Source organism: Winogradskyella sp. ABM4_392 (genome assembly GCF_056160445.1).
Genome location: NZ_JBSWXE010000001.1, coordinates 227,521 through 252,754, shown reverse-complemented (window position 1 = coordinate 252,754; position 25,234 = coordinate 227,521). Strand labels below are relative to the sequence as shown.

Genomic DNA, 25,234 nt, shown 5'->3' with positions numbered 1-25,234 from the left:
AAATTATGACACGCGCATATTCTTAATTCATTCGTCTTCTAGAATGATCAATAGCGAATTGCATGTGACCATAATTAATCAAACAATTAAAAACATATGAAAACCAATCTTAGTCGCGTTCTAGCGATATCAGGTTTGGCTTTCTTTACTGTATTAGGATGTAAGGAAGAAGCCAAGAAAGACACTGCCATGGCAGAAGAGAAAATTCCAGGTATTATTTTGGAAAATATGGACACAAGCGTTAGTCCAAAAGAAGATTTTTACAAGTATGTTAACGGAAAATGGCTAGAAACCAATACCATTCCAGACGATGAAACACGTTGGGGAGGATTTGGTGTTTTGCGTAAATCTACTAGAAAAGATGTATTAAATATCTTAAATACATCTAAAGAATTAGGAACATACAAAGAAGGCTCAGACCAGCAAAAAGCATTGTTGATTTTTGAATCTGAGTTAGATACAGTTGCGCGAGATGAAGCTGGTATTAAACCATTACAGCCATTATTAGACAAAATAGATGGTATTAAGAACTTAAACGATATGCAAACAGTTTATGCTTCAACACTAGGAGTAGGAGCGCCATTTGCAGGAATAGCTTCTAATCCTGGACTTAATGACAGTAGTATGAATATGGCCTGGTTGTTCCCAGCAGGTTTAGGGTTACAGCGCGATTATTATTTAGATCAAGACGAAAAAACTAAAGAAATCAGAGGTCAGTATGTAGACCATGTAGCAAGAATGCTTCAATACATTAATTACTCTGAAGCTGATGCTAAAGTTGCGGCTGAGAAAATCCTTGCTATGGAAACACAGCTTGCTGAACCTCGTTTAGATAAAGTTGCTAGTAGAGATATTAGAAATTTCAACAACCCAACATCAGTTGCTGATTTACAAAAAATGGCACCATCTATCAATTGGCAAAAGTTTATGGACGATATGGGAATTGAAAAGAAAGTAGATACGCTTTTGGTAATGCAGCCAAAGTATATGAAAGCTATGGATGCATTTTTAAAGTCAACACCAATAGAAGACATTAAAACCTTGATGGACTGGAGTACTTTAAACGGTGCAGCAGGTTATTTAACTACAGAAATTGAAAAAGCCAATTGGGAGTTTTATGGAAAAACTTTAAACGGTTCTAAAGCGATGCGTCCTGCAGATGAACGTGCTTTAGGCACTGTAGATGGAAGTGTAGGTGAGGCTGTAGGTCAACTTTACGTACAGGCAAAATTTCCACCAGAAGCAAAAGAGAAGGCTGAGAAAATGATAGAAAATGTTATAACGGCTTTTCAAAACAGAATTACCAATTTAGATTGGATGAGTGATGAAACCAAAAAGAAAGCCATTGAAAAGCTAGATAAGTTTACTGTGAAAATTGCTTATCCAGATGAGTGGGAAGATTACTCAGATCTACAAGTAAAAGAAGGAAATTCTTATGCTGAAAACATGTTGGCTGTAGGTGCATGGTCTCAAAACAAAAACTTAAGCGAAATCAACGAGCCTGTTGACAAAACAAAATGGGGAATGCCACCACAAATGGTAAATGCTTATCACAATCCATTAAACAATGAGATTGTTTTTCCAGCAGCAATTTTACAACCTCCTTTCTACAATTACACAGCAGATGAAGCTGTAAACTATGGTGGAATAGGTGCTGTTATTGGCCATGAAATCTCTCATGCCTTTGACGATTCTGGTGCGCGTTTTGATGGTGATGGTAATGTAAATAATTGGTGGACACCTGAAGATTTAGCTGAATTTGAAAAGCGAGGAAAAGCATTAGCAGACCAGTACTCTGCGATAGAAGTATTGGATAGTGTTTATGTTAATGGTCCTTTTACTTTAGGAGAAAATATAGGTGATTTAGGTGGAGTACTAGGTGCTTATGACGGATTACAATTATACTATAAAGAAAACGGAAGACCTGATGATATTGATGGATTTACACCAGAACAACGTTTCTTTATGTCTTGGGCAACAGTATGGAGAACACTTATTAGAGATGAAGCTTTAAGAACGCAAATTAATACAGATCCACATTCTCCAGGTCATATTAGAGCTACACAGCCTTTAAAGAATGTTGATGCTTTTTATGAAGCATTTGATATTAAAGAAGGTGATGCTATGTACTTACCACCAGAAGAGCGTGTAAGAATATGGTAAACTAAAGATGAATTAAAACTAAAAAAGCTGCCTATTGGGCAGCTTTTTTTATTCAATATTTTTAAAGAATTTAGTTCTTGTTAGCAGCAGCTTGTTGCGCTTTTTGACTTTCTAATGCTTGTCTACTAACTTTTGCCAAATTAAAATTAGGATCTATAGCAAGTGCATCGTTCATAAGCTTTATGGAAGCATCAATGTTAGCTGATTTGTTTTCGGTAAACGTTAGTAAACCTTTTAAACAAAGAAGCGCAGCCTTCATAGACGTTTCATAAGGTTGCTGAGTTTCGTAGAAAGCTCGTTTCATGTCGTCTTTTACATTAGCCAAACCATATTCAATATTAGATTTTGCACCGGCTAAATCATTTACTTGAATTTTCATATCAGCCATTTCATAAGCTAAATATACATTTGGACTTCTTTGAAATAAAATCTCATAATGCTCTAAGGCTAGTTTTGGCTGATTAAGATTTTTAAGTGCTAAAGCTTTTACTTCAACATTCATATCAGAATCTGAAGCATTTTTTTCTACACCAATAGTGTTTAGAGCTTGCATATATTTACCTTCAGAAAGGTATAAATAAGCTAACGTGTCTTTTCTTGCTACCGAAGGCTCTAGTATATTAAGGTGCGTTAATGCATTAATAATACCTTGTACATCACCTTGCTTTTTCATCTCCTTGTAATAAGCCTCGTAGTGTGCTTTTAAATCTGCATTAGTCTGGGCAAAAACACTTACCGAGAAAAGCATAACAACTGCAATTGTAATTTGTTTCATTATAAATAAAATTTTGAGGGCTAAAACTATAAAATTTTGAGAATATAGCTCTTAATAAACTATTAATTTCTATAGTGCCTGTTTAAAGCTGTAGTTCAAAAGTTGTTCCACTTTGGTGCTTGCAATAATTTTTCCTTCACTTTTTTCTGAAGTGTTGAATTGCGGCAGGTCTAATTGATGTTGTTTGCAAAAGGCAGTATAGTATTCTTTTTTGGTAGGATGATCAGGAAATGCTGCATTAAAAATATGATTCCAGATATTATCTTTTAAGATTAGAGAAATGATGTTAATACAGTCTTCTTTGTGAATAAGATTCACGGGAGCATCTGGGTTTGAAAGGTCTGTTCTACCAGCTAAGTACATGGCAGGATGTCTCTGCGCATCAAATAAACCACCAAAACGAATAATTGTAGTATTAAAGTTGGTGTTTTCCTTAAGCATGTTTTCAATAGTAATAAGTTGCTTACTACTGTTGGATGTTGCATTTGGGACAGAATCAGCGTTGTAAGTTGAGAAATTGGTATCGTCTTTAAAAACAGAAGTAGAGCTTACATAAATAATGTTTTTGATATTTTGAGATGTTATAGCATCCATTAAATGCTGTATTTCAGCCACATGATTTTTATTAGTATTTCTTCTTAAGCCAGGAGGAATATTAATGATAACCGATTCGCTTCCTTTTAAAAAATCAATATAATTACCACTTATACCATTTTCATTTAGTTGAATGTGATAGGCTTCAATATTGGCATTTTCTAACTTTATTAGCTTATCTTTTGTGGTAGTTGAGCCTTTAATGTGGTAACCTTCTTTAATAAGGCTTTGGGCTAAATCAAAACCGAGCCAACCACAACCAATAATGCTAATTTGTGTCTTCAAGATGCGATAAAAATTTTAAGATAAAAATACATAACAATTGCTTAAGATTTTTTTCATTTTGCTAACCGATTAATTTTCAGTAACTTTAAATAAACACTAAAATTAAATGTTATGGGAATAAAAAGTTTTCAAGGTGCACGCAAGCAACAACAGAATACTGCACCAGCAACAGCACTAAAAGTAAGAGATTACATGACGACCAATCTTATAACGTTTAAACCAGACCAAACGGTACAAGAAGTGGTAGAGTCTTTGATAAAGTATAAAATTTCTGGTGGACCAGTAGTTAATGAGAGGCAAGAATTGGTAGGTATTATATCAGAAGGGGACTGTCTAAAACAACTAAGTGAAAGTCGGTATTATAATATGCCATTAGAACACGATAATGTAGAAAAACGCATGGCAAGAGATGTAGAAACTATTGATGGTAATATGGACGTTTTTGACGCAGCTAATAAGTTTTTAAACTCTAAACGAAGACGTTTTCCTATTGTAGAAAATGGTAAGTTGGTAGGCCAGATTAGCCAGAAAGATATTCTTAAAGCCGCCTTACAACTTAAAGGTGAGAACTGGAATAGTACTACAAAAGGTTAATCATCTCGTTTTACTAAGGCATAATAATCTCCTTCTAAGGGAAGATAACCTTGGTCATATACAAAGTAATATATAGCACCTGCTTTTGTGGTGTATATACTTGTAAAATAGTTAAAGTCAAACCCTTTTTCTATGAGTTTGGCTCTAGAGCATTTGGTCTTTTTGTTAGGATTTAACGCTTCTAAAATTCTGTAGTTTTTTCTTAGCCTATTATTGGTGTTGCGTATTAGATTTTTAGAGTCTTTGTTAATACGGTTATTATGTGCATTTCTGCAACTGTCGCTACAAAACTTTTTATCAATGCGACCAATAATTCTATCTCCACATTCAGGACACGTTCTATGCATAAGCTGATTTTTGAATAATACAAATTACAAAATATTCGTTTACAAACGTTTGTAATTAAACTGAAAGATTTTTCTTATAAAATTTTACCATGTATCTGATTATTATTCTTTATTTTTGGTGCGTTAAGATTTATAAGGGAAATCTTAATATAATCCATTGAACTATTAAAATTAATAGCTAACACAAAGCACCTCTGCTAGGAGGTGCTTTTTTTGTTTCCTAATATTTAGTTAAGATCAACAAATACTTCTAAATTTTGATGACATTTTTTAATGATTTCGATATAAGTGTATAAATCATTAAAACCTTTTAGTTATGACATTACAAGTTTTAGAACCAGAGACAGAAAACCTTAATATTGAATTAAATTATTCTGGGCATACAGAGCCTTGCGGTGAATTTATTGGCCACCCAAGTTATCCTTGTGAGCGTTGTGGATTTTCTTATTACAGACATAATGGGTGAGAATTAGTAATTATTTATAGTTGTTATTGTAAACGAGATTTTATTCAAATTTCTTTTTAACAAATTCAATTATTTCCTCAAACTTTTCTTTTCCGACTTCTGATTCTCCCAAAATGTAAGATGAGTTATTTCCAACTTCAAGGTCGAGAAATAAATTTTTCTCAATTATTCTATAACCTTTAAAAGCATTCCATTTAAATTTCGCATCATATTTGTAATACTTGTATCGAAAATAGTCTTCTTTAAATTCCCAAATCGAATCTTGGTTTGCAGATTTTTGCCCATCAATTTCTGATTTGACTAGCTCTAAATATTTAGTCTTATTCGTTTTATAATAACTGTAATAATCGTAAAAATTTATTATATAATGTATTCCGATTCCCAAAAATAAGAACCCTAAATAATTCTCTTGATAGGTTAAAAATACACCAAAAATTATGGAAGGAATTGCCCAATAAAGTCTTTTTTTATTCTTCTTAAGATTTTCATCCCAAGCCAAGTTAAAGTTCAATGTAGTTTGTTCTGAATAGATACTTTCGTTAAATGGGATTTCTAATTTCATTGCGTTTATCAACTTATATATTATGCTCTTGTATAACTATCAGTTACGGATAAATACGAAAAGTGTAAGGTTATACAATGTTTCCTTTTTCATAAAGTTTATTCACTTTGGGTTGAATAATCCAAATTCCAATAATGTAAAACCATAACAAGAAGAATTCACTGGCAAAATCACCAAATCCAACTTTTCTTTGTAATTCAGCAGTTTTAATTGTCTTTGCAACAAAATACATTGAGTAGAAAATGCAAAACATTGAGAACAGATGAAATGGTAAAATTATAGCAAGTATTAAGCCTCCATTAGGGAATAGATTTGTTCCGATTCCAGAATAAAGACGGCTCAAATAAATCATAAAGAAAATGGTATAGAAGAGAGGGATAAAAAATAAGATTTTAAATCTTTTCACATTATGCTTATTTTCCTCTGAAATGTTTTTTTGAAGTCCAATTGCAATTGACCAAAACCATCCGAAAAAGACTCCAGTAAAAAGAATCATTATTATTGGAAAAAATTGGAAAAAACTCATGATATTTTTGATGTCAGGATTTGTTTTCGTTTCAAATTCCGAAAATATACTGAACATAAAATAAAATTGACAAAGTAAAGGTATTCCTAACATTGTAATAAATAATTGCCAATGTTTAGCTCTTAAAAAAGTGTTTATCATTAATTCTTTTAGTTTTTGTTCTAACGTTTCTATTAACGTTCCGTTTATGAAGCGTAGGAACGGCGTGGATAGTAAGGCCTAAGCTTTATATCCATTGCTGTTGGCGGTTATTTTATTTTTCTTTTTTCAAATTTGAAGTTCTCTCTCTGATCTTTAGTTATCACATTTTTGATCATTATTGAATCACAAGCACCATATTTCTCAAAATTCAGACGTCCTTCTCTTAAGGATATATGATTAGGGCCTGAATGTTTATCAATTTCAGTTAAATCAATTCCATCGTCTTCCCAAAAGCAGATTGGGCATATTTCATATTCGCCTCTTTTGCTTAATGTAAAGTAGTCACAGCAAGGACATTGAAATTCTCCACCACTAGGCTCTACTTTTTTCCAATCGCCTGATTCCTCCATTTTTTCAAGTTCTTTAATTCGTCTTTAAAGGTCTCTTCAAATTCTTGTTCAAAAGTGTTCTCCGATTTCTTCACAGGACTATTGCATCCTAAAATGATACTAAGCAGTAATATTGAAATTAGATTTTTCATTTTAATTGCTTGTAACGGTCTCGTATAACTGTCAGTTACGGATTTAAAGTTAATGATTTTCGGTTTAGCACTGACGTTAGCAATTCCGAGTGGATTCGGACGTAGTCGAATCCGCCGTTATTGCGGTTATACATTGTTACCCAACATTTTTTTTATTCCGATTTTGTTTTCAATCCAATCGTGAAAGTAAATTACTATTCCGATTATGATGTGAAATCCAATTAATATTTGTCCAAACAATTCAGTCGAACCTTTGGAACTCAATCCAAATATTCCCGAAACAATGTGATAACCAGCTAATAAAAATAATCCAACATTGAATTTACTGCTCAACACCCAAAATATTAAAATAAGTTGAAAAGTCAGTCTCCCAATTTGGGAAGGTAGTCTTTCAGTTTCAACCTTATTATAAACTAAAATAATTAAGATTAGTTCAATTATCAAGGTCAGAATTATAGCTGAAATTAATATAGGTCTTTGTTTCATAGTCAAAAGTTCCGTTCCAATTCGTAATTAGCTGTAAATGCTATGGTCATCATTATTGTTATGTACAAAAAGGGGATAGCACTTACCAAAATCCAAATCAGATTATTTTTTAATTCAGATTTATGCTTTGAAATCAAAAATATAGTGTTGATTAATGAACAGAAAACCCCACCATAAAAAAGAAGCAACGAAATCAGACTTCCATATTGATAAATCCAAGTTCCTCGGTAGAATTCAACAAAATAATTTAGTAACATTCCTATCAAACAAATTCCGATAATCAGAATTCCGCTTTTTTTAGTCCAATTTATGTTTCGAAATGTAATGTTCAATGTTTTGTCAAATGTTGGGTAACGGTTTTGGCTATGGTTTCGTTACGGAATGGTACGCGAGTATCATTCCGCCGTAACCATAAATTTAGCAAAAAGGCTCGAAATTCCGATTAGGAATTTCAGCCGTAATGAACTATAGCCGTTGTTGTGCACAGTTATTTACATATTTCATTAAAGTGATAATCCAAAAATGATTCATCAGGTTCATTGATTTTCGGTTTTTTAAATTTCAAACCAGTCAAAAGCTTTTCAATTTGTTCGTCAGACTTTGTTCCGAAAATAATATTGTATTCAGAGTCCAACGAAAAATATCCTTTATCGAACATTTTGTCGTGTAAAACACAAAAACAAATCGCGTTTTTTGGATTTAACCTTTCTTCTTTATCTACAGTCCAAGGTTTAATGTGGCTACATATAAGCAAGTCCGTTTTGTTTATTTCGCAAATTGCACAAGTCGAATTGTAATTGTCCAATACTATTTCTCTTAGTTTATTTTGGTAAGCTCGTACTTTGATTTCGCTTTTTGATTCAGTCGGATTATTATTTTTATTAATTTCTTGATTTCGCACAAAGTATTTTTCTGCTTCCTCTTTTACAATATTCAGTTCGTCGATAATATCTAAGGCTTTTGTAAAATCTGAATCATTATTTTCCCGAAGTTCTGAAATTGAATGTTTGTTTAAAATACCTTTTCTATCTCCGCGAATATTGAAATGATGTAATAATTCCATTACTACAAATCCACCACCTCGAGCAGGTGCTGGTAAATCAAGTATTTCTCTTTGAATATTCCTATGGCTTCTTCCGTCAATCAGATACGCTTTTATTACTTCGGCGATTAAGTAATTGTCAAATTTATCAGTGATTGCCATAGTTTGGTTTTAATTGTGCACAACTACGATATATAAGTAAGTTTTATAAACACACTTAAATCTACAACAAAAGCCTCTAATAACAAAGCATTATACATTTACAAACGACTACAAACATTTACAAACGAAATTAAATAGGTAACTACCGACTAAAATTTGTTAGCCATCTCATCTTTGCAGTGTTGAATCATTAGAGGTTCAATTGTATTAACTGTTTAACACATAAAATTTAGAACACATGAACACATTAAAAAACAAAGTACAGTTGATTGGTAATTTAGGAAACAATCCAGAAATCATTAACCTTGAGTCTGGTAAAATGCTGGCAAAGTTTTCTATCGCTACTAACGAAAGTTACAAAAATGCTAATGGAGAAAAAGTAACAGACACACAATGGCACAATATTGTAGCTTGGGGAAAAACGGCTCAAATCGTTGAGAAATTTGTAACCAAAGGTAAAGAAGTAGCCATTGAAGGTAAGCTAACAACACGCTCTTGGGAAGATAAAGATGGCATGAAACGCTACACTACCGAAGTAGTTTGTAATGAGTTGTTAATGCTAGGAAAATAAAAGTATAATCATATAAAAATAGACATCAGAAGATAAATGAAACACTTAAAAGATTCTTCTGATGTCTTAATATATTGCAAGTTTACACTCACAATTTGTATTTAATAATTTGAAATAATACTTTTTCCCAATTAACTAACTCATATCAAATTATATAATACTGCTCCTTGTTTATTGTGCGCTCCACCCACCATCTAGCGCAAAAGATGTACCTGTAATTGTTGTAGAGCTATCTTTGGCTAACAACAATGCCATATCAGCAATAGCCTTTAATGGTACAAACTCTTTTACAGCTTGTTTTTTTAGCATTACTTTTTCGACAACCTCTTCTTCAGACATGTCATGCGCTTTGGCTTGGTCTTTTATTTGCCCTTCTACCAAAGGTGTTTTTACATAACCAGGACAAATAGCATTGCATGTTATATTATGGTTTGCACCTTCTAATGCCATTACTTTGGTCATGCCAATAACACCATGTTTTGCTGCTACATAAGCAGTTTTGTATTCTGAAGCTCTTAAACCATGAACCGAAGAAATATTGATAATTCTACCAAAATTTTGCGATTTCATTTGAGGCCAAGCTGCTTTAGATGCATAGAAAGCGGCATTCATATTTATAGCAATGATGTTCTCGTATTTAGTATTTGGAAACTCTTCAATAGGAGATACAAATTGAATACCAGCATTGTTGATTAATATATGAAGCCCACCAAATGTTTCAATCGTTTGTTTTACTAGATTTTCTATCGCTTTTGCTTCTAACATATTAGCATTAGAAAACGAAGTTTTAACATCGTGTTCCTCACCTACAGACTGCGCAATCTCACCGCCATTTTTTTCTAAACCATGAAACATAATATCGTAACCTTCTTTTGCAAAATGTTTTGCAATACCAAGGCCTATACCACTTGTGCTTCCTGTAATAAGTGCAACTCTATTCATCGTTTAAAAAATTTAGCAACGCATTATTAAAAGCCTCTGGTTGATCTATAACTGCACCATGTCTTGAGTTTTTTATGACTACTAATGTTGCGTTTGGTAGTCTTGAGACATACTCTTCTTTAAAAGAAACTGGTGTATAATCCATGTCTGAAGCTACTACTAATGTTCTGGTTTTTATCTCTTTTAGCTTTTTGCCTAAACCCCAATTCATTAAAGTAGTAAAGGATTTGTAATAGGCATTGTAATCGTTTTGTTTACAACGTTCTTCAAATTCGTTTCTTAAATCTACTTGAGATGCCTCAGGAAACATGTTATATGAAATTTCTTTGGCCAAAGCATCAAGACCTTTGGTTTCTAGAAACTTTGTACGACCATTGAGTAAGTCTTCGCCTATTTGTCCCATATCATTAAAATCTGGACCGCTGTTGACTATTACAAGGTTATCTAAATACTCAGGATGCTTTACTGCAAAGTCAAAAGCCACAGCTCCTCCCATAGAGAAACCTATTAGAGTTGCTTTTTTAATATCCAAAGCATCTAAAAAGCACTTAATATCTTCGGTCATCAAAGGTACTCCGTATGCATCTTGTGGTTTTGTAGAATCACCATGTCCTCTAAGATCTACAGCTATAACCCTAAAATTTTTAGAGAAAAACGGTACTTGGGCATCCCAGTCTTTTTTTGTTGAACCTAAACCATGAAGCATAAGTAGTACTTTACCACTACCATAATCTTCATAGTCTAGGCTTATGTCATTGACTTTAATTTTTGACATCTTCTAGAACTTAATCGTCGTTATTTTTTCTGTTTTTAAAAAAGTTAACGTTGTATTTAAGTTCAAATGAAATTAAACGTCCTATAGCAGGTGATGCCACAAACTCTCTCATATCAGTGTCAAACAGGTTGGTTACATTTAAACCAAAAGATACATTGTCGTTGAGGCTATATCCTAAATTGGCATCAATAACAAATCCACCTAAAGGACCATAGTTCCATGTTCTTCCTACTTGAGCATTTTCAACAATCTCATTTATGCCATCTCCATCTAAATCTTGAGTTTCTGCAGCTACATTTATCCCAGAGAAGAAATCGTAGTCCTCTATCCAGCGACCATAAACAGCTCCATAAAATTTGTTCTTAGTATAATGTAAGCCTAAGTTAAGCTTGTTTGCAGGTGTATTAATTGGTAATTCGCTTTCTAAAACCACACCATCTAAGTTGCCATCGTTTGCTAAGTCATCAGTATCTAAACTTCTTCCAAAGTAAGAATAATTAAGTGATGCTCTTACTGCATCTGAGAAATAGTAATTTAAACCAATATCTAATCCATAGGTATCTACACTACCAAAATTGCTATAGGTTAGCAAAAATGGTGAAGCACTAGCTCCAGGCGAAACCTCGTCTATTGGAGTATCGCCAATATGAGTAGCAAAAACATTATTGGCTGCATCTACAATATTACGTAGCGGACTTATGAAATTTTCTGACATATTGTAGTAAACACTTGTGTCTAAAAATAATCTATCGGATAATTGACCTTTAAAACCTAGCTCAAAAGAATTAATGGTTTCTACTTCTAATGGATCTATTTTTGTATCGTTACTTAATGTAAAACCTTCTCCATTACCCAAAACTAATCCTCCAAATAAGTTTCCTTTTAGGTTTAGGATAGATGGTACTGCCATACCGCGTCCGTAAGTTAATCTAAATGTACCAGCATCTATAGATTTTGTAATCGCAGCTTTTGGTAGAAAGTTTGTGCCATATAAGTCGTGGTTGTCAGCACGTAAACCTAACAAGAAATTCCACCCAGAATCCATTTTATATTCAAATTGGCCATAAACACCTGTTTGAGCAATCTCTATAGGACCATCTTGATCTAACAAATAAGTGCCCTCTGAGTCTGCCATATCTTTTTGATATTGAGCGCCAACAGTAAGATAAAAATCTCCCCAATTATTGTTGTATTGGGCTTCTGCATTAAAACGCTCTGAAGCATCTTTGAACAAAGCTCCTCTAGGAATAGCTATACCAAAAGCAGGTACCCATTGCTCATATAACGCACGTCTCCAAGATTCTTCTTCAGAAAAACCGTTCTCAATGAAGGACACGTAGTTTTGTGTACGTTGGTTTATAGCGTAGGTTTCATCAGTTCTACTCCAAGTATAATATGCATTTGCAAAGAAACGATCTGATACAAATTTTAACTGAGCTAAATCCATAGTCCAGTCTTTTATTTGGTTTCTACCAGCATTAGTAACACCTAAATTAGTATTGTTACTGTGCCCATAATATCCTATTAATTCTGATTTTTTACCTGTTTTATAGTGTACTGCACCTCCATATCTTAATATGTCAAAATCTCTATCTAGATTCTTCTCTGTGTAAGCTGTTGTGCCAACATATACAGAATCTACATACTGAAATTCTCTACCAGCTGTTCTTTCTAAATGTACTTTGTAAGACAGCTTATCATTAATTACCTGAGCATGACGTAAACGACCAGTGATAACGTTTTGGCTACCTCCACCAAAAACTAAGGTAGTTCCTTCTGATGTTCTTGGGTTTTTTGTAATAGTACTTACTAAACCGTTGTGAGCATTCGGCCCATATAGTGTTCCGTTTGGTCCTAAAAGTATTTCTACGCGCTCTATATCATCTTTTGTTACTGTAGAAAATGTACCAAATGGTAAACCTGTTGCAATTAACATAGAAATTCGATCGTCCGTAACTTGAAGATTTTTAGAGTTAAAAGCAGAGTTAAAACCCCTTATGTTTATACCAGTTCCTAAAACACCTGTACGCACAAAATCCACACCTTTTTGTCTTGCAGCGAGCTCACCAATATTAAAGCTTGGAAATTCTTGTATATCTTTTGCTCTAATAACACTTACAGATGCTGGCACGTCTGTTATTTTTTGTGGTTGCTTGCTCGAAGTGATAATTACTTCATTTAGCATACTGTCAGATTCTTTTAAAGAAACGTTAGTAGTTGTGGTTTGTCCTGCTGAAACCGTAACACTTTGAGTTATAGTTTCAAATCCAACATAGGAAAAGGAAATATCGTAACTGCCTTCGGCAACATCATCAATGGTATATTTTCCATCAAAATCAGTTACAGTTCCTTTGTCTAAAGATTTAATGTAAACAGTGGCACCAGATAATGGCATACCATCCTCAAGAGTTATTTTCCCTTCTATTTTTCCGGTGTTTTGAGCACCAGCCAACAGAGAGCCAATAAAGGTTAGTAATAGTAATAATTTTTTCATGATTATAGATTAGTTGTTTAGTTACATTTTACTGCAATCTATTATGAAATCGTAAACATGTACGCTTAAAAAAGTGAGTAATAAAATGTGACTTTTTCTAAAGATTTAAAAATAAAAATAATTTAATCGTCTGTAAAACAGAGATTTAAATAATATTTTTAGATGTGTGACTTTAGCTTTAAAAACGCTTCAGGAAGGTTGTTAGATAGCTTATCTATAACCTTAAACATCAATTGTTTTTGGTTTAAAGTAGGTTGAATATGCTTTAGCGGTTCTTTGATTTCATCAAGCAAACGATCTGAATTTATTTTACCTTCCATATATCTCGAAAGCGAAATACTCCATGAAACATTTGGCACATAATTTATTTTTCTTGAACGTTCTTTTTCTCTTTCAATAAGGTTGAATTTTGAAGACAATTTTAAGACTTCATCATACTTTTCTTCAGCAATTAAAATATTAATATAAGATGTGAAAAAATGATGCCAACGATGTTGAAGTACTTCATTTTTATATTTTTTTAGAAAGGTTTTAGCAGTGGCTTCTGCGAGTTCTGCTTTACCTAATTCAGCATGAATTCTGATTAAATACGAACAAAAACCAATTTTTTGGTGGTAATTGTGGACATCTCTATACAAGTCTTTATAGTTTTCAAAAAGGGTAAAAGCTTGTTTTGGATTGCCATTACGAAGTAGAATAGCTGCCAGATTATTTACATACATCAAAGTGTCATTATTGTTTTGACGAATAGAGAGGTATCCGTAATATTCTGCTTCCTTAAATTCATTTTGTTTAGAATGTAGTAACACTCTACTGGCATAATAATTTGAGAGTAGACGTCTGGAGTACATTTCGCCTTTACTAAAATGAACATCTATCTCATCGAATAAAGACTTTAACTTGTCGTTCTCATTATAATTCGTGTACATAAAAGCTAATAAAACAAAGGCTTGATACCTGTTTTTGCCATCAAGATTTTCGTCATTAAAAACTTCGAAAAGCCAAGATTCTAAGTGCTTGGTTTCGTTGTTATTTAGTGTATATTGGTTTGTGATTTCGGTTGTTGCTGCATAGAGTTTTTCATGTATGGCAATAGATTTTTTATAGGCTGATTCGTAATTGTTCAAAAAATCTGCGATGATCTCATGGTCTTTGTAGCGCATTCTTACCAATAAATAAGATTTGTATTCTTTAGCAAGTCCGTAAAGACTTTGAAAATTATATTCAACAGTTTTATACTGTATTACATACTGAAGAAACTCTAGTTCCTCAGTTGAGGTAATAGCGTCTGTGAGTATTTTCTTTTTTAGGGTAATTAGCCAGTCTATAGTGGCATCTACATCTATATTGGCTAGCTTTTTTTCTACCCAGTCCTTAATGTAGGAATACTTTCTTTTGTTAATTGCAGTATCAAAATCTTTAAATTCTAACTTAGATAAAGCGTTAGAAATTAAAAGATTTATAATTTTAAGTTTTTCGTCGTCAGTAAATTGGATTACGGACTTAAGGTAATTAGCCTCGTGAGGCAGAATGGTTTTACTAAACTCTGTAAATTTTTTGAGTTTCTGTTTCAAGTGTTAATATTTATTGTTTTTCAATGGTCACATGGAACATCTCATTATCATTTTCGCTATATGATTAATAATTAATCCTCTTTTACAAATTCTTTGATTAATAAATTAACGTCTTCAGGTTTTTCAAATTGAACAAAATGACCAGATTCATCAATGTATTTTACAGTTATCGATTTGATTTGTTCTTCAGCAATTTCGCCAACTTTTTCCACTGATAAAGTAGGGTGAAAATAACGATTTGGAATAAGCATATCGTTTTTTCCAAAAATGACTAATGTCTTTTGGCTGATATCTTTTAAATCTTCAAAAACAGGATCGTCAATCATGCCAGAAACACTTTTTACAATGGCTTCGCAATGTGCATCAAAGTCAGAAGAGGACTTTATCTTTATTCTGTCTTCAATCATTTTAGAAACATCTTCGGGTTGCTTATAAAAATTCAGGGCATAATTTTTTCTTATTTGTTCATCTGTGGTATGTTTTACCATATCTGAAGTGTAGATGTTTTTTATCATATCACCTTCGGTTTTAGTAAACTTCTCCAAACCAGCAGGTGCTACCAAGATGAGTTTATCAATAACATTTGGGTGAGTAGTTGCAAGTTTTACACTGGCTTGCCCTCCCATAGAGTGACCCACTAAAACAACGTTTTTCAATTTTAATTTTTGCAGAAATTGGTAAGTAACATCAGCAAAAAATGTAGATGTATAGTCTGCTTTTGGTTTAGAAGACTTGCCATAGCCAGGTAAATCCAAAGCAATACACGTGTAGTTTTTACTTAAGGCTTCAATGTTTTTAGACCACGCATCAGAATTACTACTTAAGCCATGCAAAAACAATAGTGTTTTTTCTCCATTACCTTCCTTTACATAGCTAATATTTAAACTATCTAAGGTGATTGATTTTGTTTCGAACTTGTATTCTGAAAGGACTTCTTTCATGGGTTTTGTTTCTTGCTGTGAAAAAATTGAAGTGCTAATTAGTGTGAATAATAGAACTAATTTTAGTTGTTTCATCTGTGTTATGTTTTTACCGAATTGAAATATTTCAATAATTTTTTTCTTGAGACTTTACCGATACTTGTTAATGGAATATCGTCTAAGAAAAAGATATATTTAGGATGTTTAAAAGAGACTAGTCTCTCTTTTAAAAGCGCTCTAATATCTTGAGCTGTTAACGCTTTATTGGTAGAGGTTACAAAAGCAATGCCACATTCTCCCCATTTTTCGTCTTTCACGCTTAGCACAACTGCTTTTTTAATACCATCAAGAGCTTCGAGATGTGTTTCAATTTCTTGAGGGTAAATGTTTTCTCCACCCGAGATATACATGTCATTTTTACGCCCTTTTATGTAAAGATAGCCTTCATGATCTCTATAGGCAAAATCACCTGTAAACAACCAACTTCTTTTAATGTTGTTATTGGTTTTTACTGAATTGTTCCAGTAACCAGGAGTTACAATGTTTCCTTTAATACAGAGCTCACCAATCGTGTTATTTTTTACAACTTTACCGTTTTTATCTACAATTTTAGTTTCGAGATAAAAGTTGGGTTTTCCTATGGAGTTAGGTTTTAATTGTGCCATTTTATGATGAAGCGAAGTAATACTAGGACCTGCTTCTGTGAGGCCATAACCAGGCCTTATGTAAATGTTCTTTTCGGTTTTCCAGTGTGACACTAATTCTGGTGGGACCTTTTCGCCTCCAGAGATTATGTATCGTAATTTTTTTAAGCTAATGGCTTTAAAACTTGGATCTTTTTGCATCATTAACAACATAGTCGGCAATGCCATAAAAAGTGTTGTTTTATTGGCTTCTAAAAGCTGAAGTACCTTTTTAGGGTCAAATTTTTCTAGCATTCCAATATGTGCTCCTTTATGCAACAATGGTGTTAAGAATACATTCCAACCTGAAGTATGATAGGGTGGAAGCGTGTTTATGGTAGAATCTCTAAACGTAATTCCCAATTGCATAGACGTATTCAAGCTATTCCAAAATAGCATTTTATTGGTGTAGATGACACCTTTTGGTCTACCTGTTGTACCAGAAGTATAGAATATAAATAACGGACTACTTTCCTTTATTTTGTATGTTCTAGGTTCAACATTTATAGTGTCATCAAGATAAAAATGTCTTACATCTTTAATATTGAAGATGTGGTTGCTTGTAATATTAAGCTCTTCAAATTTTTCAAAATGATTATTACTATAAATAAAAAGGGTAGGAGTACAGTCTAAAATCAGCTTCTGAATTTCGTTAACTGGAAACCTGTAATTCAAAGGCACCAGAATAATTCCAAGACGCTGACAAGCTACAAATAGCACAATATATTCTAAGCCATGTTCTGCTAAAATGGCGACTCTATCTCCTTCTTGCAGTCCTATTCTTTTAAACTTTTCTGCTAAACGATTAGCGTAAGTATTAAGATCGCTAAATGAATATTGCTCACCACTATCGTAAGAGGTAAGTGCAATTTTATTTGGCGTGTAATCTGCCCATTTAGCTGTCCAGTCTAGCGTGTTCACGTTGTTTGTTTAAATCTAGTTTGTAAAATACGAATCCTATAATTAACGAAGAAACAATTCCGATAGCAGCAGATACTCCAGGATTGTTTACAGGTTCTTGCATGTATGGTGTTAATCTTCCGTAGTAAATGCCAAAGTGCACTACAATTGCTGTAATACTGGCTATAAGTACTGAGCGTGTGCTTACATTTTTTAAGAATGTACCGAATAAGACAGGAACAAAAGCTGCGGCGAAATAGGCATAAACACCATTTTGAGCAAAAATAGCTACGCTTACATCTGGCGACTTAATTTGTTGCCAGCTTAAAACAAAACTCACAATTGCCAGACCTACAATCACTATTTTATTTACCATTATAGTTTTGTTTCCTAGCTTATGTTTTGAAATAGGATCAATAATATCTGAAGTAATAGTGATGGATAATGATTGAATTAAACTTTCTAAAGTTGAAAGTCCTGCTGAAATTAAGCCAACAACAATTATTAAACCTACACCAACCGAAAACTTGGTAACCACATAGGTTGGAATAATTTCATCCATTTTTAATGTGTTGCCGTCAACCATAAAATCAGGAAAACTGATTCTTGCATACAAACCAACAACAACAACCAAAAAGAATACAATCATAAAAACAATACCACTAAATAAATAGCTATTTATTTTACTAGAATCTTTTAGTAAAAGTGATTTAGTAATAATATGAGGCTGGCAAACCACTGCCACACCAATAATTATTTGGGTTATTATAATTTCAAAATAATCTCTAAAAAGAAAGCTACTTTCGTTAGTTGGTTTGGTTAAGTTAGGATCAATTGCGTTGAGTTTTTCTACTATACCACTTATACCTCCTGAAAAGAACTCCCAACCAGAACCTATTAAAATCAAAGCGACAATAAACATAATTATAGCTTGAATAGTATTGGTATAAACCATAGAGTTGGCGCCACCAAACATCATATAACCAAATACAAAAGCTGTGATAGAAAGTAAAACATAAAAAGGATCTGCGTTCAATGCTTTAGAAATAACCTGCGTTAATCCTACATTAATCAACACAATAAAAGTGATTAAAAGCAAGGCTATAATTCCGAAGAAAAAGGCATAGTTTTTACTGTTATAGCGTTTGCCAATCCACTGTGCCATGGTGGTTGCCTTTACTGCATTTCCTTGCTTTACAAAACCTTTAGTAAAAACAATAAGCGAAATAAAAGCAGCAATAGGTAAAACAATTGCAAAAGAAATAATACCAGAAAAACCGTAAAGCGCAATAAAACCAGGATTGATTATAAACGTGGCTGCACTCGTCATAGAAGCTGCTAAAGACAAACCAACTACCCAAGCCGGAAAACCTAAATTACCGACAGCATAGTCTTTAATATCTGTGTTTTTGCGTGCTCCACGAACTACAAAATAGAGTATAACTAAAGCATAAACTGCTAGTAAAATACACATGTAGGTTACCCATTGGTCTGATGCTATCATATTTTAAAAGTGTCTCACTAACAAATAAAATAGAAATCTAATTGTTATAGATTGTGTTTTGATATAATTGTAGTGCGACTTTCAATTAAAAAAAAGGTTTTAAATTAAAAATTACATAAAAATAGAATATTTTTTAAGGTGTGACTTTTGGGAAGTTAGGAATCAAAAATTAGCTTAGTAAGTTCTTTCTAAGCTACTTTTTTAAGAAGATCAAAGCAAGGGCACTTTTTGCAACGTTTGTGTTCTGCCTTTTTGTATTTCTTGCAGCATTTAGACTTTACTTTACCTAAAGTTTCTATACCAGAAGTTTCAAGAACTTTAATGCGGTCTTTTTTAAGCTTCTTATCTTTTTTCTTTTTGCCCATATTGACTAAAAATCAACTGGGCAAAAATAACTATTTTAATTTGTTCTAAATAAACTTTAACACTAAATACCTGGTCCAGGTGTCTGAGCGGCAGAGCTTACGGTTAATTGCTGTATATCTCTGTCAAATAAATAAAGGCCTCCTTTATCATCTCCAATCATATTTATTTTGTCTAAGATAGTTCTGGCTACAGCCTCTTCTTCAATTTGCTCAGCAACATACCACTGTAAGAAGTTGTGTGTGGCATAGTCTTTTTCTTGTAGAGATATATGGACAAGCTCATTAATACTCTCGGAGACAAAAACTTCATGTTCAAGTAGTTTTTGAAACATTTCCTGAAACGAATCAAAAGTTACATTAGGTGCATTTAATTCCGAAATATGTGCATGCCCACCACGCTCATTAACAAATTTTACGAGCTTTAGCATATGCTCACGCTCTTCATCAGACTGATCGTACATAAAATTTGAGATGCCTTCCAATCCTTTTACTTCGGCCCAAACAGCCATTGCTAAATATACCTGAGACGATTCTGCCTCAATACGTATTTGTTTATTTAATGCTGCTTCTATTGATTTTGATAACATAACCCTTTAGTTTTTTATAAAAATAATAACTAATAACTTAAAACTTAGTTAATAGTTGGTGATATTGATTATTCAGATTTAATCTAATTTGGACTTGATTTTTGATTTTACGTCATAATTATTTCATATTTGTAGCACTAATGAGAACAACAATAGTACATAGAGCACCAAAATCACTGATGTGTCAGTGGGATTATCGTGGAAATAGTATCGAATTATTTCAACGATTAAGGACGTTATGTATCTATTTTAGTCATCATTAAAAGATGATTTAGACCTAAACCATTATAATAGATTACAAGCGTCCAAGAAATTGGGCGCTTTTTTTATCTAAAAACAAAGCGATTGATAGAAATAAACATGAAAACTGAAAAAAAAATCGAAACTAATTGAAACAAGATTTTAAAAACTAAAATATAGGCTTTGAAGATTAAGCAATTGGGAGACAAACGTTTGCGAAAAACCTTCAAGTATCTGCATAATGCGGACAGGATTTTCTTTGTTTAAATTCAAGCATAAATAACTGATAATCAATAAATTAAATTTAAATTTTATTTGGAAGTTTCAAAAATTCAACTTTATATTTGCACCGCAGAATCAAACAAACAGATTTGCATTTAAAACAATAAAAACAAAAACAAGAAGCCATGCTAAAGCATTGTATAGCAATTCAAAATTTTAACCAACCAACAAGCATGGTTGGACGTGACCTCGAGTCATATAAAAAATGGCTTCGGTATATTTCTGAAAAATCTGCTTATAAATAGGCAGATCATCTTCCAGAAAAAAATCCGAAGCAATAAAACTGTTTCGGATTTTTTTATGTCTCAACATTAAGATTTAATCAAATACAAACAGTTTTAAAGGCATCATTTTAAACGATGCATTTAAGACAGTATTAACTATTGAATAAAGAGAAAAATGGGAAATATATTACAGAACATACACTTGTTTAGAGCAATTGAAGCTTACCCTTGGGAATTAGAAAAAGCAGTAGAAGCATTACACTACGCTTTGTCTTACGACCCAGAAAATGCTAAAGCGTTGCACTTAATGGCAAAAGTATATGCAGAACAATTGGGTGATTACGAAACAGCTAAGACATATTACGAAAGTGCCTTGGCGAGCAGATTGGATTTAACAGATATTTATCCAGATTACATACGGTTATTAACTAATAACGAGGACTTTGAAGAAGCTCAAAAAGTTATTGATTTTGCGAAGACCGTAAAAGGTATAGATAAGGCTGGTATATCATTGGCACAAGGCCAATTGTTTGAGAGTATGACTCAGTTTGAAGACGCAGAACGTGCTTTAAAAGAAGCAAAGCAATTAGCGTTGAATGATGATTTTATAAGTTTTGTTGATAATGTGTTGTCTCGTGTAAAAAAGAAAAGAAAAGCACAGGCAAACGAAAACAGAATATTAGAAAATCAAGCCAAAAAAGAGACTGAAGCACAACCAAAAAGTTGGTTTCAGAATCGGTTGAATAATTTATTGTAATTAAAAAGAAAGGAGAATAAACAAATCGGCAAATCTCGGTTTGCCGATTTAATGGGAATGCGTCCAAGTAGGAGAGTGGAGTCAGTCTGTAAAACTGATGCATAGGCTTAATAGGTTCGAATCCTATGATTCCCACAACTAGTATCGTAGTTCAATGGTAGAGCACTCGGTTGTCTCCCGAGAAGTTGCGAGTTCGAGTCTCGTCGGTACTGCAGTTTGGAGAGTAGGCAAATATTGGTTTGTTGCGCTTACCTGCTAAGTAAGTTTACCTTTTTGGTAATGAAGGTTCAATTCCTTTGCTCTCCACTTTGCTCCGTTGGTCAAATGGTTTAGGACGCCACACTTTCTATGTGGAATTAAGGGTTCAATTCCCTTACGGAGTACAAATTGAGATATAGCTTAATTGGCAGAGCATCGCTCTCATAAGGCGAAAAGTTTAGGTTCGAATCCTAGTATCTCAACAATTTGCAGGAATGGCGAAATGGTAAACGCACTTGATTTAGAATCGAGAAATTGGGAGTTCGAATCTCTCTTCCTGTACTGAAGCTCTACTAGCCCAAAAGGAATAGGCAAAGGTTTTAAGCACCTTTAAGTCTAAGTTCGAGTCTTGGGTGGAGTACAATAAGCTTATGGTGTAATGGATAGCATTCAAAGCTACGGACTTTGAGGTATGGGTTCGAAACCTATTGAGCTTGCAATATTAACCTGTGGTGTAATGGCAGCATTCAAGACTTTGACTCTTGAGGTAATGGTTCAAATCCATTCAGGTTATCAAAAAAAGTGTCTATAGTGTAATGGCTCGCACAGGAGGTATATCCACCTAGATCAAGTTCGAATCTTGATAGGCACTAAAACTTTGGAACAGTAGCAAAGATGGTCAATGCACCAGATTGAAGATCTGGCGATATAGGTTCGAGCCCTGTCTGTTCCACAACAAAGTTCATTGACATTGTATGAGACTTAGATAATAAGTTTCATCATTAAAAAAAAATCAGCACTCTCAATTTTTATTGTTGAATGTTGGGGCGGCTTATCGTCCTTAGATAAACTTGGTAACAAGGATAAATCTGTTTGCAGGCACTGCAAATGGAGACTGTTTTCTTCAGAAAATAGTGCATGTAAGCAAGCAACAAACGTAGGTTACTAATTACTAGGGGCGACTGCTGAGGTATTTTAAGAATCTATAGCCAATCTTAAAGAGGCTTGAGGTGGAGACATCAATAGGAAAAGTTGTAGTAATGGGTTACGTTAAGGTCATCCAACCTTGCGGAGCGTATTGCAGTATAAAAGTTGCCCGATTGGAAACAGTTCGGCGACTTAACTTACCGTGTGTTGGGAAACACACAAGGAGAAGGTTGGTATTTTGTAGGCTAAAATCTACGAAGCCATTTCCGAAGCCCTTCTTCTAGGTCAAAGTTTTAAGTCTAGGTTCGAGTCCTAGTGTCCAAACCGAAAAGGGATATAGCTCAATTGGTAGAGCACTGTACTTTAGATACAGCGAAAAGCAAAAGACTTCGGACATTGTAGCAGTTAGTAGTTGCCTAAACCCATTGAAATATATGGGGCGGTAGAGGTCGCAAGCCTTTATTGTGCGGTAAACATTCTAATAGGCCGCCTCAAGAGAGGACGTCTATGAATGGTGAGGGAGCCAACCCTTGTAATTGCAAAGCGTGGTGTTAAGCCACTATGCAGGCCAAGTCTAAGTTGCCGAACGGTTACAATGTATTAAGGCATCGGATAAGTACGTAATTCTCTAAGCAATGAGAAGCGCGTGGAAAACTAGGGAAGGGCTACGGCTATAATCCTAGGAAAGTTTATCCTAAAGCGAAGGTATTCTCAGAACGCTTTTTTTAAAAATATCAAGCTGGTCTTGTTGGGTGTTTCGGTATGGCACTATTGCATAATGCGATGCAGAGATGTATCTCGTTTTTATGTTCAACTAGACTTGAAGGTTCGGTTTTTTACCAAAATAAAAACCATCAGTTCATGTGGGTTCGAGTCCCACTATCCGGTTTCGGATATGGCGGAAATGGAAACGCACTAGATTTTGGTTCTAGCGAACAGTTGGCATTCTTTAAAGAATGTCTCTTTAGGTGTTGTCGGTTCGAATCCGATCTCATTTAAGAATGAGTAGCTCAACGGTAGAGCACTACGCTTATAACGTAGGATCTAAGCTTATCATCTTATGAAACTGATAGACAAGTAGTCCGTCACACTACTCAATAAAAATGACGAAATAGTAGATTGTAGATTGGCTTTAATAGTAACTATTAGTGTTCAATAATAAGCAATCTCAGATGTACTTTGAATTACTGATTTGTAATTTCAAAAATAGTTACTGTTATGACTAAAGGTTAAAAGACAAAATCAATATGATTTCCTTTTTTAGCTCGCTGTCATCGCACTGATTATGGCTGAGGTTACTATGAGTAATTCCGTGGAGACGAGATGATTTGCAATCTGCTGTTTTTTTAAAAAATAAAATTTGAAATAAAGATAAACTTCAAAAAAAGTGTTGAACTCGTCAATACTATTTTGAAGCTGGTAATCCGTCCGTTACAAGTATTACCAATTCGCCTTAGTTGGCAAAGATGATGTTTAATTAAAAACTAAAAACGATGTTACGAGTAAGAATTAATGCCGGAAAAGTAGGTTTGGTATTCAAAAATGGTGATTACGTTAGAGTAATTACTGAAGGTTTGCACTGGTTAGGTTTTAACCAGCGTGTACTAATGTATGATTTGAGCACTAGTTTTACTGCACCAATAGCATTAGAAGTTCTTTTAAAAGATGAGGTTTTAGCTGCTATGTTAGATGTGGTAGAGGTAAAGGACGGAGAGATTGTTTTACTTTACGAAAAAGGAAACTTTAAAAATGTCCTAACCGCTGGTCGTTATGTGTTCTGGAAAGGTCTGATTGAGCGTGAGTACGTACGTGTAGATTTAAGCAAAATTTACATTACTGAAAACTTAGATAAGTCGCTTTTCAGCAATTATGAAGTCAACAAATACATCAGAACTTTTGAAGTTGCTGCTTACGAAAAAGCGGTACTGTTAGTAGACGATGTATATACAAAGACACTCGGAGGTGGTACATACCGTTTCTGGAGAAATGATACTTCTATAAAAATTGCTAAAACCGATTTGCGTCAGCTTCAATTAGAAATTGCAGGACAAGAATTGTTAACTAAAGATAAAGCTGCTATTCGTATCAACTTTTACACACAGTACAAAGTTAAAGATGTAGAAAAAGCACTTTTAGAAAACAAGGATTACGAAAAGCAATTATACATTACAATGCAGTTGGTGTTGCGTGCTTATGTTGGTGCTTACACTTTAGATGAATTGCTAGAACGTAAAGATAATATTGCAGAAGCAGTGTTTGAAGACGTAAAAACAAGCGCATCAAAGTTAGGTGTTACCGTTATAAACTGCGGTATAAGAGATGTGATTTTAACTGGTGAAATGAAGGATATTATGAACCAGGTTTTAGTTGCACAAAAAAAAGCACAAGCCAATGTTATTATGCGACGTGAAGAAACAGCTTCTACACGTAGTTTGTTAAACACAGCAAAGTTGATGGAGGAGAATGATATGTTGTACAAACTAAAAGAAATGGAGTATGTTGAAAAAATTGCCGAAAAGATTGGTGAAATCACTGTATCAGGCAATGGAAATATGGTAACACAATTGAAAGAGATTTTCTCTGGAAAATAAGTGGGTGTACAAAAAA

At 33.6% G+C, this 25,234-nt stretch carries 23 protein-coding genes and 7 tRNA genes; 13 read left to right on the top strand and 17 right to left on the bottom strand.

Annotated elements, in window-relative coordinates; all coding sequences use genetic code 11:
• Nucleotides 1-96: 96 nt before the first annotated feature.
• Complete coding sequence (locus ACXAFS_RS01000; RefSeq protein WP_475304710.1) at nucleotides 97-2,163, top strand: M13 family metallopeptidase; 2,067 nt, start codon at nucleotides 97-99, stop codon at nucleotides 2,161-2,163.
• A 70-nt stretch (nucleotides 2,164-2,233) separates the two neighbouring features.
• On the opposite strand, the gene ACXAFS_RS00995 is transcribed toward ACXAFS_RS01000, so the two are convergent.
• Together ACXAFS_RS00995 and ACXAFS_RS00990 are read right to left on the bottom strand one after the other, a co-directional pair.
• Nucleotides 2,234-2,938, bottom strand: coding sequence for a hypothetical protein (locus tag ACXAFS_RS00995; protein WP_475304709.1), 705 nt, complete (start codon nucleotides 2,936-2,938; stop codon nucleotides 2,234-2,236).
• A 69-nt stretch (nucleotides 2,939-3,007) separates the two neighbouring features.
• The gene (locus ACXAFS_RS00990; protein WP_475304708.1) at nucleotides 3,008-3,817 is read right to left on the bottom strand and encodes an NAD(P)H-binding protein; all 810 of its coding nucleotides are present in this window, start codon (nucleotides 3,815-3,817) and stop codon (nucleotides 3,008-3,010) included.
• Nucleotides 3,818-3,928: 111 nt separating this feature from the next.
• On the opposite strand from ACXAFS_RS00990, the gene ACXAFS_RS00985 reads away from it, so the two are divergent.
• A complete protein-coding gene (locus ACXAFS_RS00985; RefSeq protein WP_475304707.1) occupies nucleotides 3,929-4,411 on the top strand; it encodes a CBS domain-containing protein in 483 nt (160 codons plus the stop codon).
• On the opposite strand, the gene ACXAFS_RS00980 is transcribed toward ACXAFS_RS00985, so the two are convergent.
• Complete coding sequence (locus ACXAFS_RS00980; protein ID WP_475304706.1) at nucleotides 4,408-4,758, bottom strand: DNA gyrase inhibitor YacG; 351 nt, start codon at nucleotides 4,756-4,758, stop codon at nucleotides 4,408-4,410. The genes ACXAFS_RS00985 and ACXAFS_RS00980 overlap by 4 nt on opposite strands.
• A 316-nt stretch (nucleotides 4,759-5,074) precedes the next feature.
• On the opposite strand from ACXAFS_RS00980, the gene ACXAFS_RS00975 reads away from it, so the two are divergent.
• Complete coding sequence (locus ACXAFS_RS00975) at nucleotides 5,075-5,224, top strand: hypothetical protein (RefSeq protein ID WP_475304705.1); 150 nt, start codon at nucleotides 5,075-5,077, stop codon at nucleotides 5,222-5,224.
• Between the two features lie 40 nt (nucleotides 5,225-5,264).
• On the opposite strand, the gene ACXAFS_RS00970 is transcribed toward ACXAFS_RS00975, so the two are convergent.
• From ACXAFS_RS00970 to ACXAFS_RS00950, 5 genes are all read right to left on the bottom strand, one after another.
• The gene (locus ACXAFS_RS00970; RefSeq protein WP_475304704.1) at nucleotides 5,265-5,786 is read right to left on the bottom strand and encodes a hypothetical protein; all 522 of its coding nucleotides are present in this window, start codon (nucleotides 5,784-5,786) and stop codon (nucleotides 5,265-5,267) included.
• A 70-nt stretch (nucleotides 5,787-5,856) separates the two neighbouring features.
• On the bottom strand, nucleotides 5,857-6,453 hold the full coding sequence (locus ACXAFS_RS00965) for a hypothetical protein (RefSeq protein WP_475304703.1): 597 nt from the start codon (nucleotides 6,451-6,453) through the stop codon (nucleotides 5,857-5,859).
• 107 nt (nucleotides 6,454-6,560) lie between these two features.
• The gene (locus tag ACXAFS_RS00960) at nucleotides 6,561-6,863 is read right to left on the bottom strand and encodes a CPCC family cysteine-rich protein (protein ID WP_475304702.1); all 303 of its coding nucleotides are present in this window, start codon (nucleotides 6,861-6,863) and stop codon (nucleotides 6,561-6,563) included.
• Nucleotides 6,864-7,120: 257 nt separating this feature from the next.
• Nucleotides 7,121-7,480 (bottom strand): hypothetical protein, encoded by a 360-nt coding sequence (locus ACXAFS_RS00955; RefSeq protein ID WP_475304700.1) that lies wholly within the window; start codon nucleotides 7,478-7,480, stop codon nucleotides 7,121-7,123.
• Nucleotides 7,481-7,967: 487 nt separating this feature from the next.
• The gene (locus tag ACXAFS_RS00950) at nucleotides 7,968-8,684 is read right to left on the bottom strand and encodes an HNH endonuclease (protein WP_475304699.1); all 717 of its coding nucleotides are present in this window, start codon (nucleotides 8,682-8,684) and stop codon (nucleotides 7,968-7,970) included.
• A 238-nt stretch (nucleotides 8,685-8,922) separates the two neighbouring features.
• Between ACXAFS_RS00950 and ACXAFS_RS00945 the strand changes: the two genes are divergently transcribed.
• Nucleotides 8,923-9,255: a single-stranded DNA-binding protein gene (locus ACXAFS_RS00945; protein ID WP_475304697.1), complete on the top strand. Its 333-nt coding sequence runs from the start codon at nucleotides 8,923-8,925 to the stop codon at nucleotides 9,253-9,255.
• A gap of 171 nt (nucleotides 9,256-9,426) precedes the next feature.
• Here the strand turns inward: ACXAFS_RS00945 and ACXAFS_RS00940 are convergent, their stop codons facing one another.
• The 9 genes from ACXAFS_RS00940 to ACXAFS_RS00900 all read right to left on the bottom strand — a co-directional run bounded on the left by ACXAFS_RS00940 (nucleotide 9,427) and on the right by ACXAFS_RS00900 (nucleotide 19,999).
• The gene (locus ACXAFS_RS00940; protein WP_475304696.1) at nucleotides 9,427-10,197 is read right to left on the bottom strand and encodes a 3-hydroxybutyrate dehydrogenase; all 771 of its coding nucleotides are present in this window, start codon (nucleotides 10,195-10,197) and stop codon (nucleotides 9,427-9,429) included.
• Nucleotides 10,190-10,972 (bottom strand): alpha/beta fold hydrolase, encoded by a 783-nt coding sequence (locus ACXAFS_RS00935; RefSeq protein WP_475304695.1) that lies wholly within the window; start codon nucleotides 10,970-10,972, stop codon nucleotides 10,190-10,192. The genes ACXAFS_RS00940 and ACXAFS_RS00935 overlap by 8 nt, the downstream gene beginning before the upstream one ends.
• A gap of 10 nt (nucleotides 10,973-10,982) precedes the next feature.
• Nucleotides 10,983-13,466: a TonB-dependent receptor gene (locus ACXAFS_RS00930; RefSeq protein WP_475304693.1), complete on the bottom strand. Its 2,484-nt coding sequence runs from the start codon at nucleotides 13,464-13,466 to the stop codon at nucleotides 10,983-10,985.
• Between the two features lie 158 nt (nucleotides 13,467-13,624).
• The gene (locus ACXAFS_RS00925; protein WP_475304692.1) at nucleotides 13,625-15,040 is read right to left on the bottom strand and encodes a hypothetical protein; all 1,416 of its coding nucleotides are present in this window, start codon (nucleotides 15,038-15,040) and stop codon (nucleotides 13,625-13,627) included.
• A 71-nt stretch (nucleotides 15,041-15,111) separates the two neighbouring features.
• Nucleotides 15,112-16,056: an alpha/beta fold hydrolase gene (locus tag ACXAFS_RS00920; RefSeq protein ID WP_475304690.1), complete on the bottom strand. Its 945-nt coding sequence runs from the start codon at nucleotides 16,054-16,056 to the stop codon at nucleotides 15,112-15,114.
• A gap of 5 nt (nucleotides 16,057-16,061) precedes the next feature.
• Entirely contained in the window at nucleotides 16,062-17,564 is a 1,503-nt protein-coding gene (locus tag ACXAFS_RS00915; RefSeq protein WP_475304689.1) for a class I adenylate-forming enzyme family protein, read from the bottom strand.
• Nucleotides 17,539-19,047, bottom strand: a complete 1,509-nt coding sequence (locus ACXAFS_RS00910; RefSeq protein ID WP_475304688.1) for a sodium:solute symporter family transporter — start codon at nucleotides 19,045-19,047, stop codon at nucleotides 17,539-17,541. Before ACXAFS_RS00910 ends, ACXAFS_RS00915 begins: the two co-directional genes overlap by 26 nt.
• Nucleotides 19,048-19,235: 188 nt before the next feature.
• Nucleotides 19,236-19,412: a hypothetical protein gene (locus tag ACXAFS_RS00905; protein ID WP_475304686.1), complete on the bottom strand. Its 177-nt coding sequence runs from the start codon at nucleotides 19,410-19,412 to the stop codon at nucleotides 19,236-19,238.
• A gap of 62 nt (nucleotides 19,413-19,474) precedes the next feature.
• Entirely contained in the window at nucleotides 19,475-19,999 is a 525-nt protein-coding gene (locus ACXAFS_RS00900) for a ferritin (RefSeq protein WP_475304685.1), read from the bottom strand.
• Nucleotides 20,000-20,920: 921 nt separating this feature from the next.
• Between ACXAFS_RS00900 and ACXAFS_RS00895 the strand changes: the two genes are divergently transcribed.
• From ACXAFS_RS00895 to ACXAFS_RS00855, 9 genes are all read left to right on the top strand, one after another.
• Nucleotides 20,921-21,502: a hypothetical protein gene (locus ACXAFS_RS00895; protein WP_475304684.1), complete on the top strand. Its 582-nt coding sequence runs from the start codon at nucleotides 20,921-20,923 to the stop codon at nucleotides 21,500-21,502.
• A 53-nt stretch (nucleotides 21,503-21,555) separates the two neighbouring features.
• Nucleotides 21,556-21,637, top strand: a tRNA-Tyr gene (locus ACXAFS_RS00890).
• A gap of 5 nt (nucleotides 21,638-21,642) precedes the next feature.
• Nucleotides 21,643-21,714 (top strand) — tRNA-Asp (locus ACXAFS_RS00885).
• A 98-nt stretch (nucleotides 21,715-21,812) separates the two neighbouring features.
• Nucleotides 21,813-21,885 (top strand) — tRNA-Glu (locus tag ACXAFS_RS00880).
• Between the two features lie 5 nt (nucleotides 21,886-21,890).
• Nucleotides 21,891-21,963: transfer RNA gene (locus tag ACXAFS_RS00875), tRNA-Met, on the top strand.
• 6 nt (nucleotides 21,964-21,969) lie between these two features.
• Nucleotides 21,970-22,042: transfer RNA gene (locus ACXAFS_RS00870), tRNA-Leu, on the top strand.
• Nucleotides 22,043-22,203: 161 nt separating this feature from the next.
• Nucleotides 22,204-22,274: transfer RNA gene (locus ACXAFS_RS00865), tRNA-Gln, on the top strand.
• An 86-nt stretch (nucleotides 22,275-22,360) separates the two neighbouring features.
• Nucleotides 22,361-22,433 (top strand) — tRNA-Phe (locus ACXAFS_RS00860).
• A gap of 1,687 nt (nucleotides 22,434-24,120) precedes the next feature.
• Nucleotides 24,121-25,218: a slipin family protein gene (locus ACXAFS_RS00855; RefSeq protein ID WP_475304683.1), complete on the top strand. Its 1,098-nt coding sequence runs from the start codon at nucleotides 24,121-24,123 to the stop codon at nucleotides 25,216-25,218.
• Nucleotides 25,219-25,234: the final 16 nt, after the last annotated feature.

Bases quoted from the DNA above. Each gene is read 5' to 3' on its own strand.
- ACXAFS_RS01000 (WP_475304710.1), top strand. From the start codon at position 97: ATGAAAACCAATCTTAGTCGCGTTCTAGCGATATCAGGTTTGGCTTTC.
- ACXAFS_RS00995 (WP_475304709.1), bottom strand. From the start codon at position 2,938: ATGAAACAAATTACAATTGCAGTTGTTATGCTTTTCTCGGTAAGTGTT.
- ACXAFS_RS00985 (WP_475304707.1), top strand. From the start codon at position 3,929: ATGGGAATAAAAAGTTTTCAAGGTGCACGCAAGCAACAACAGAATACT.
- ACXAFS_RS00980 (WP_475304706.1), bottom strand. From the start codon at position 4,758: ATGCATAGAACGTGTCCTGAATGTGGAGATAGAATTATTGGTCGCATT.
- ACXAFS_RS00975 (WP_475304705.1), top strand. From the start codon at position 5,075: ATGACATTACAAGTTTTAGAACCAGAGACAGAAAACCTTAATATTGAA.
- ACXAFS_RS00970 (WP_475304704.1), bottom strand. From the start codon at position 5,786: ATGAAATTAGAAATCCCATTTAACGAAAGTATCTATTCAGAACAAACT.
- ACXAFS_RS00965 (WP_475304703.1), bottom strand. From the start codon at position 6,453: ATGATAAACACTTTTTTAAGAGCTAAACATTGGCAATTATTTATTACA.
- ACXAFS_RS00960 (WP_475304702.1), bottom strand. From the start codon at position 6,863: ATGGAGGAATCAGGCGATTGGAAAAAAGTAGAGCCTAGTGGTGGAGAA.
- ACXAFS_RS00955 (WP_475304700.1), bottom strand. From the start codon at position 7,480: ATGAAACAAAGACCTATATTAATTTCAGCTATAATTCTGACCTTGATA.
- ACXAFS_RS00950 (WP_475304699.1), bottom strand. From the start codon at position 8,684: ATGGCAATCACTGATAAATTTGACAATTACTTAATCGCCGAAGTAATA.
- ACXAFS_RS00945 (WP_475304697.1), top strand. From the start codon at position 8,923: ATGAACACATTAAAAAACAAAGTACAGTTGATTGGTAATTTAGGAAAC.
- ACXAFS_RS00940 (WP_475304696.1), bottom strand. From the start codon at position 10,197: ATGAATAGAGTTGCACTTATTACAGGAAGCACAAGTGGTATAGGCCTT.
- ACXAFS_RS00935 (WP_475304695.1), bottom strand. From the start codon at position 10,972: ATGTCAAAAATTAAAGTCAATGACATAAGCCTAGACTATGAAGATTAT.
- ACXAFS_RS00930 (WP_475304693.1), bottom strand. From the start codon at position 13,466: ATGAAAAAATTATTACTATTACTAACCTTTATTGGCTCTCTGTTGGCT.
- ACXAFS_RS00920 (WP_475304690.1), bottom strand. From the start codon at position 16,056: ATGAAACAACTAAAATTAGTTCTATTATTCACACTAATTAGCACTTCA.
- ACXAFS_RS00910 (WP_475304688.1), bottom strand. From the start codon at position 19,047: ATGATAGCATCAGACCAATGGGTAACCTACATGTGTATTTTACTAGCA.
- ACXAFS_RS00905 (WP_475304686.1), bottom strand. From the start codon at position 19,412: ATGGGCAAAAAGAAAAAAGATAAGAAGCTTAAAAAAGACCGCATTAAA.
- ACXAFS_RS00900 (WP_475304685.1), bottom strand. From the start codon at position 19,999: ATGTTATCAAAATCAATAGAAGCAGCATTAAATAAACAAATACGTATT.
- ACXAFS_RS00895 (WP_475304684.1), top strand. From the start codon at position 20,921: ATGGGAAATATATTACAGAACATACACTTGTTTAGAGCAATTGAAGCT.
- ACXAFS_RS00855 (WP_475304683.1), top strand. From the start codon at position 24,121: ATGTTACGAGTAAGAATTAATGCCGGAAAAGTAGGTTTGGTATTCAAA.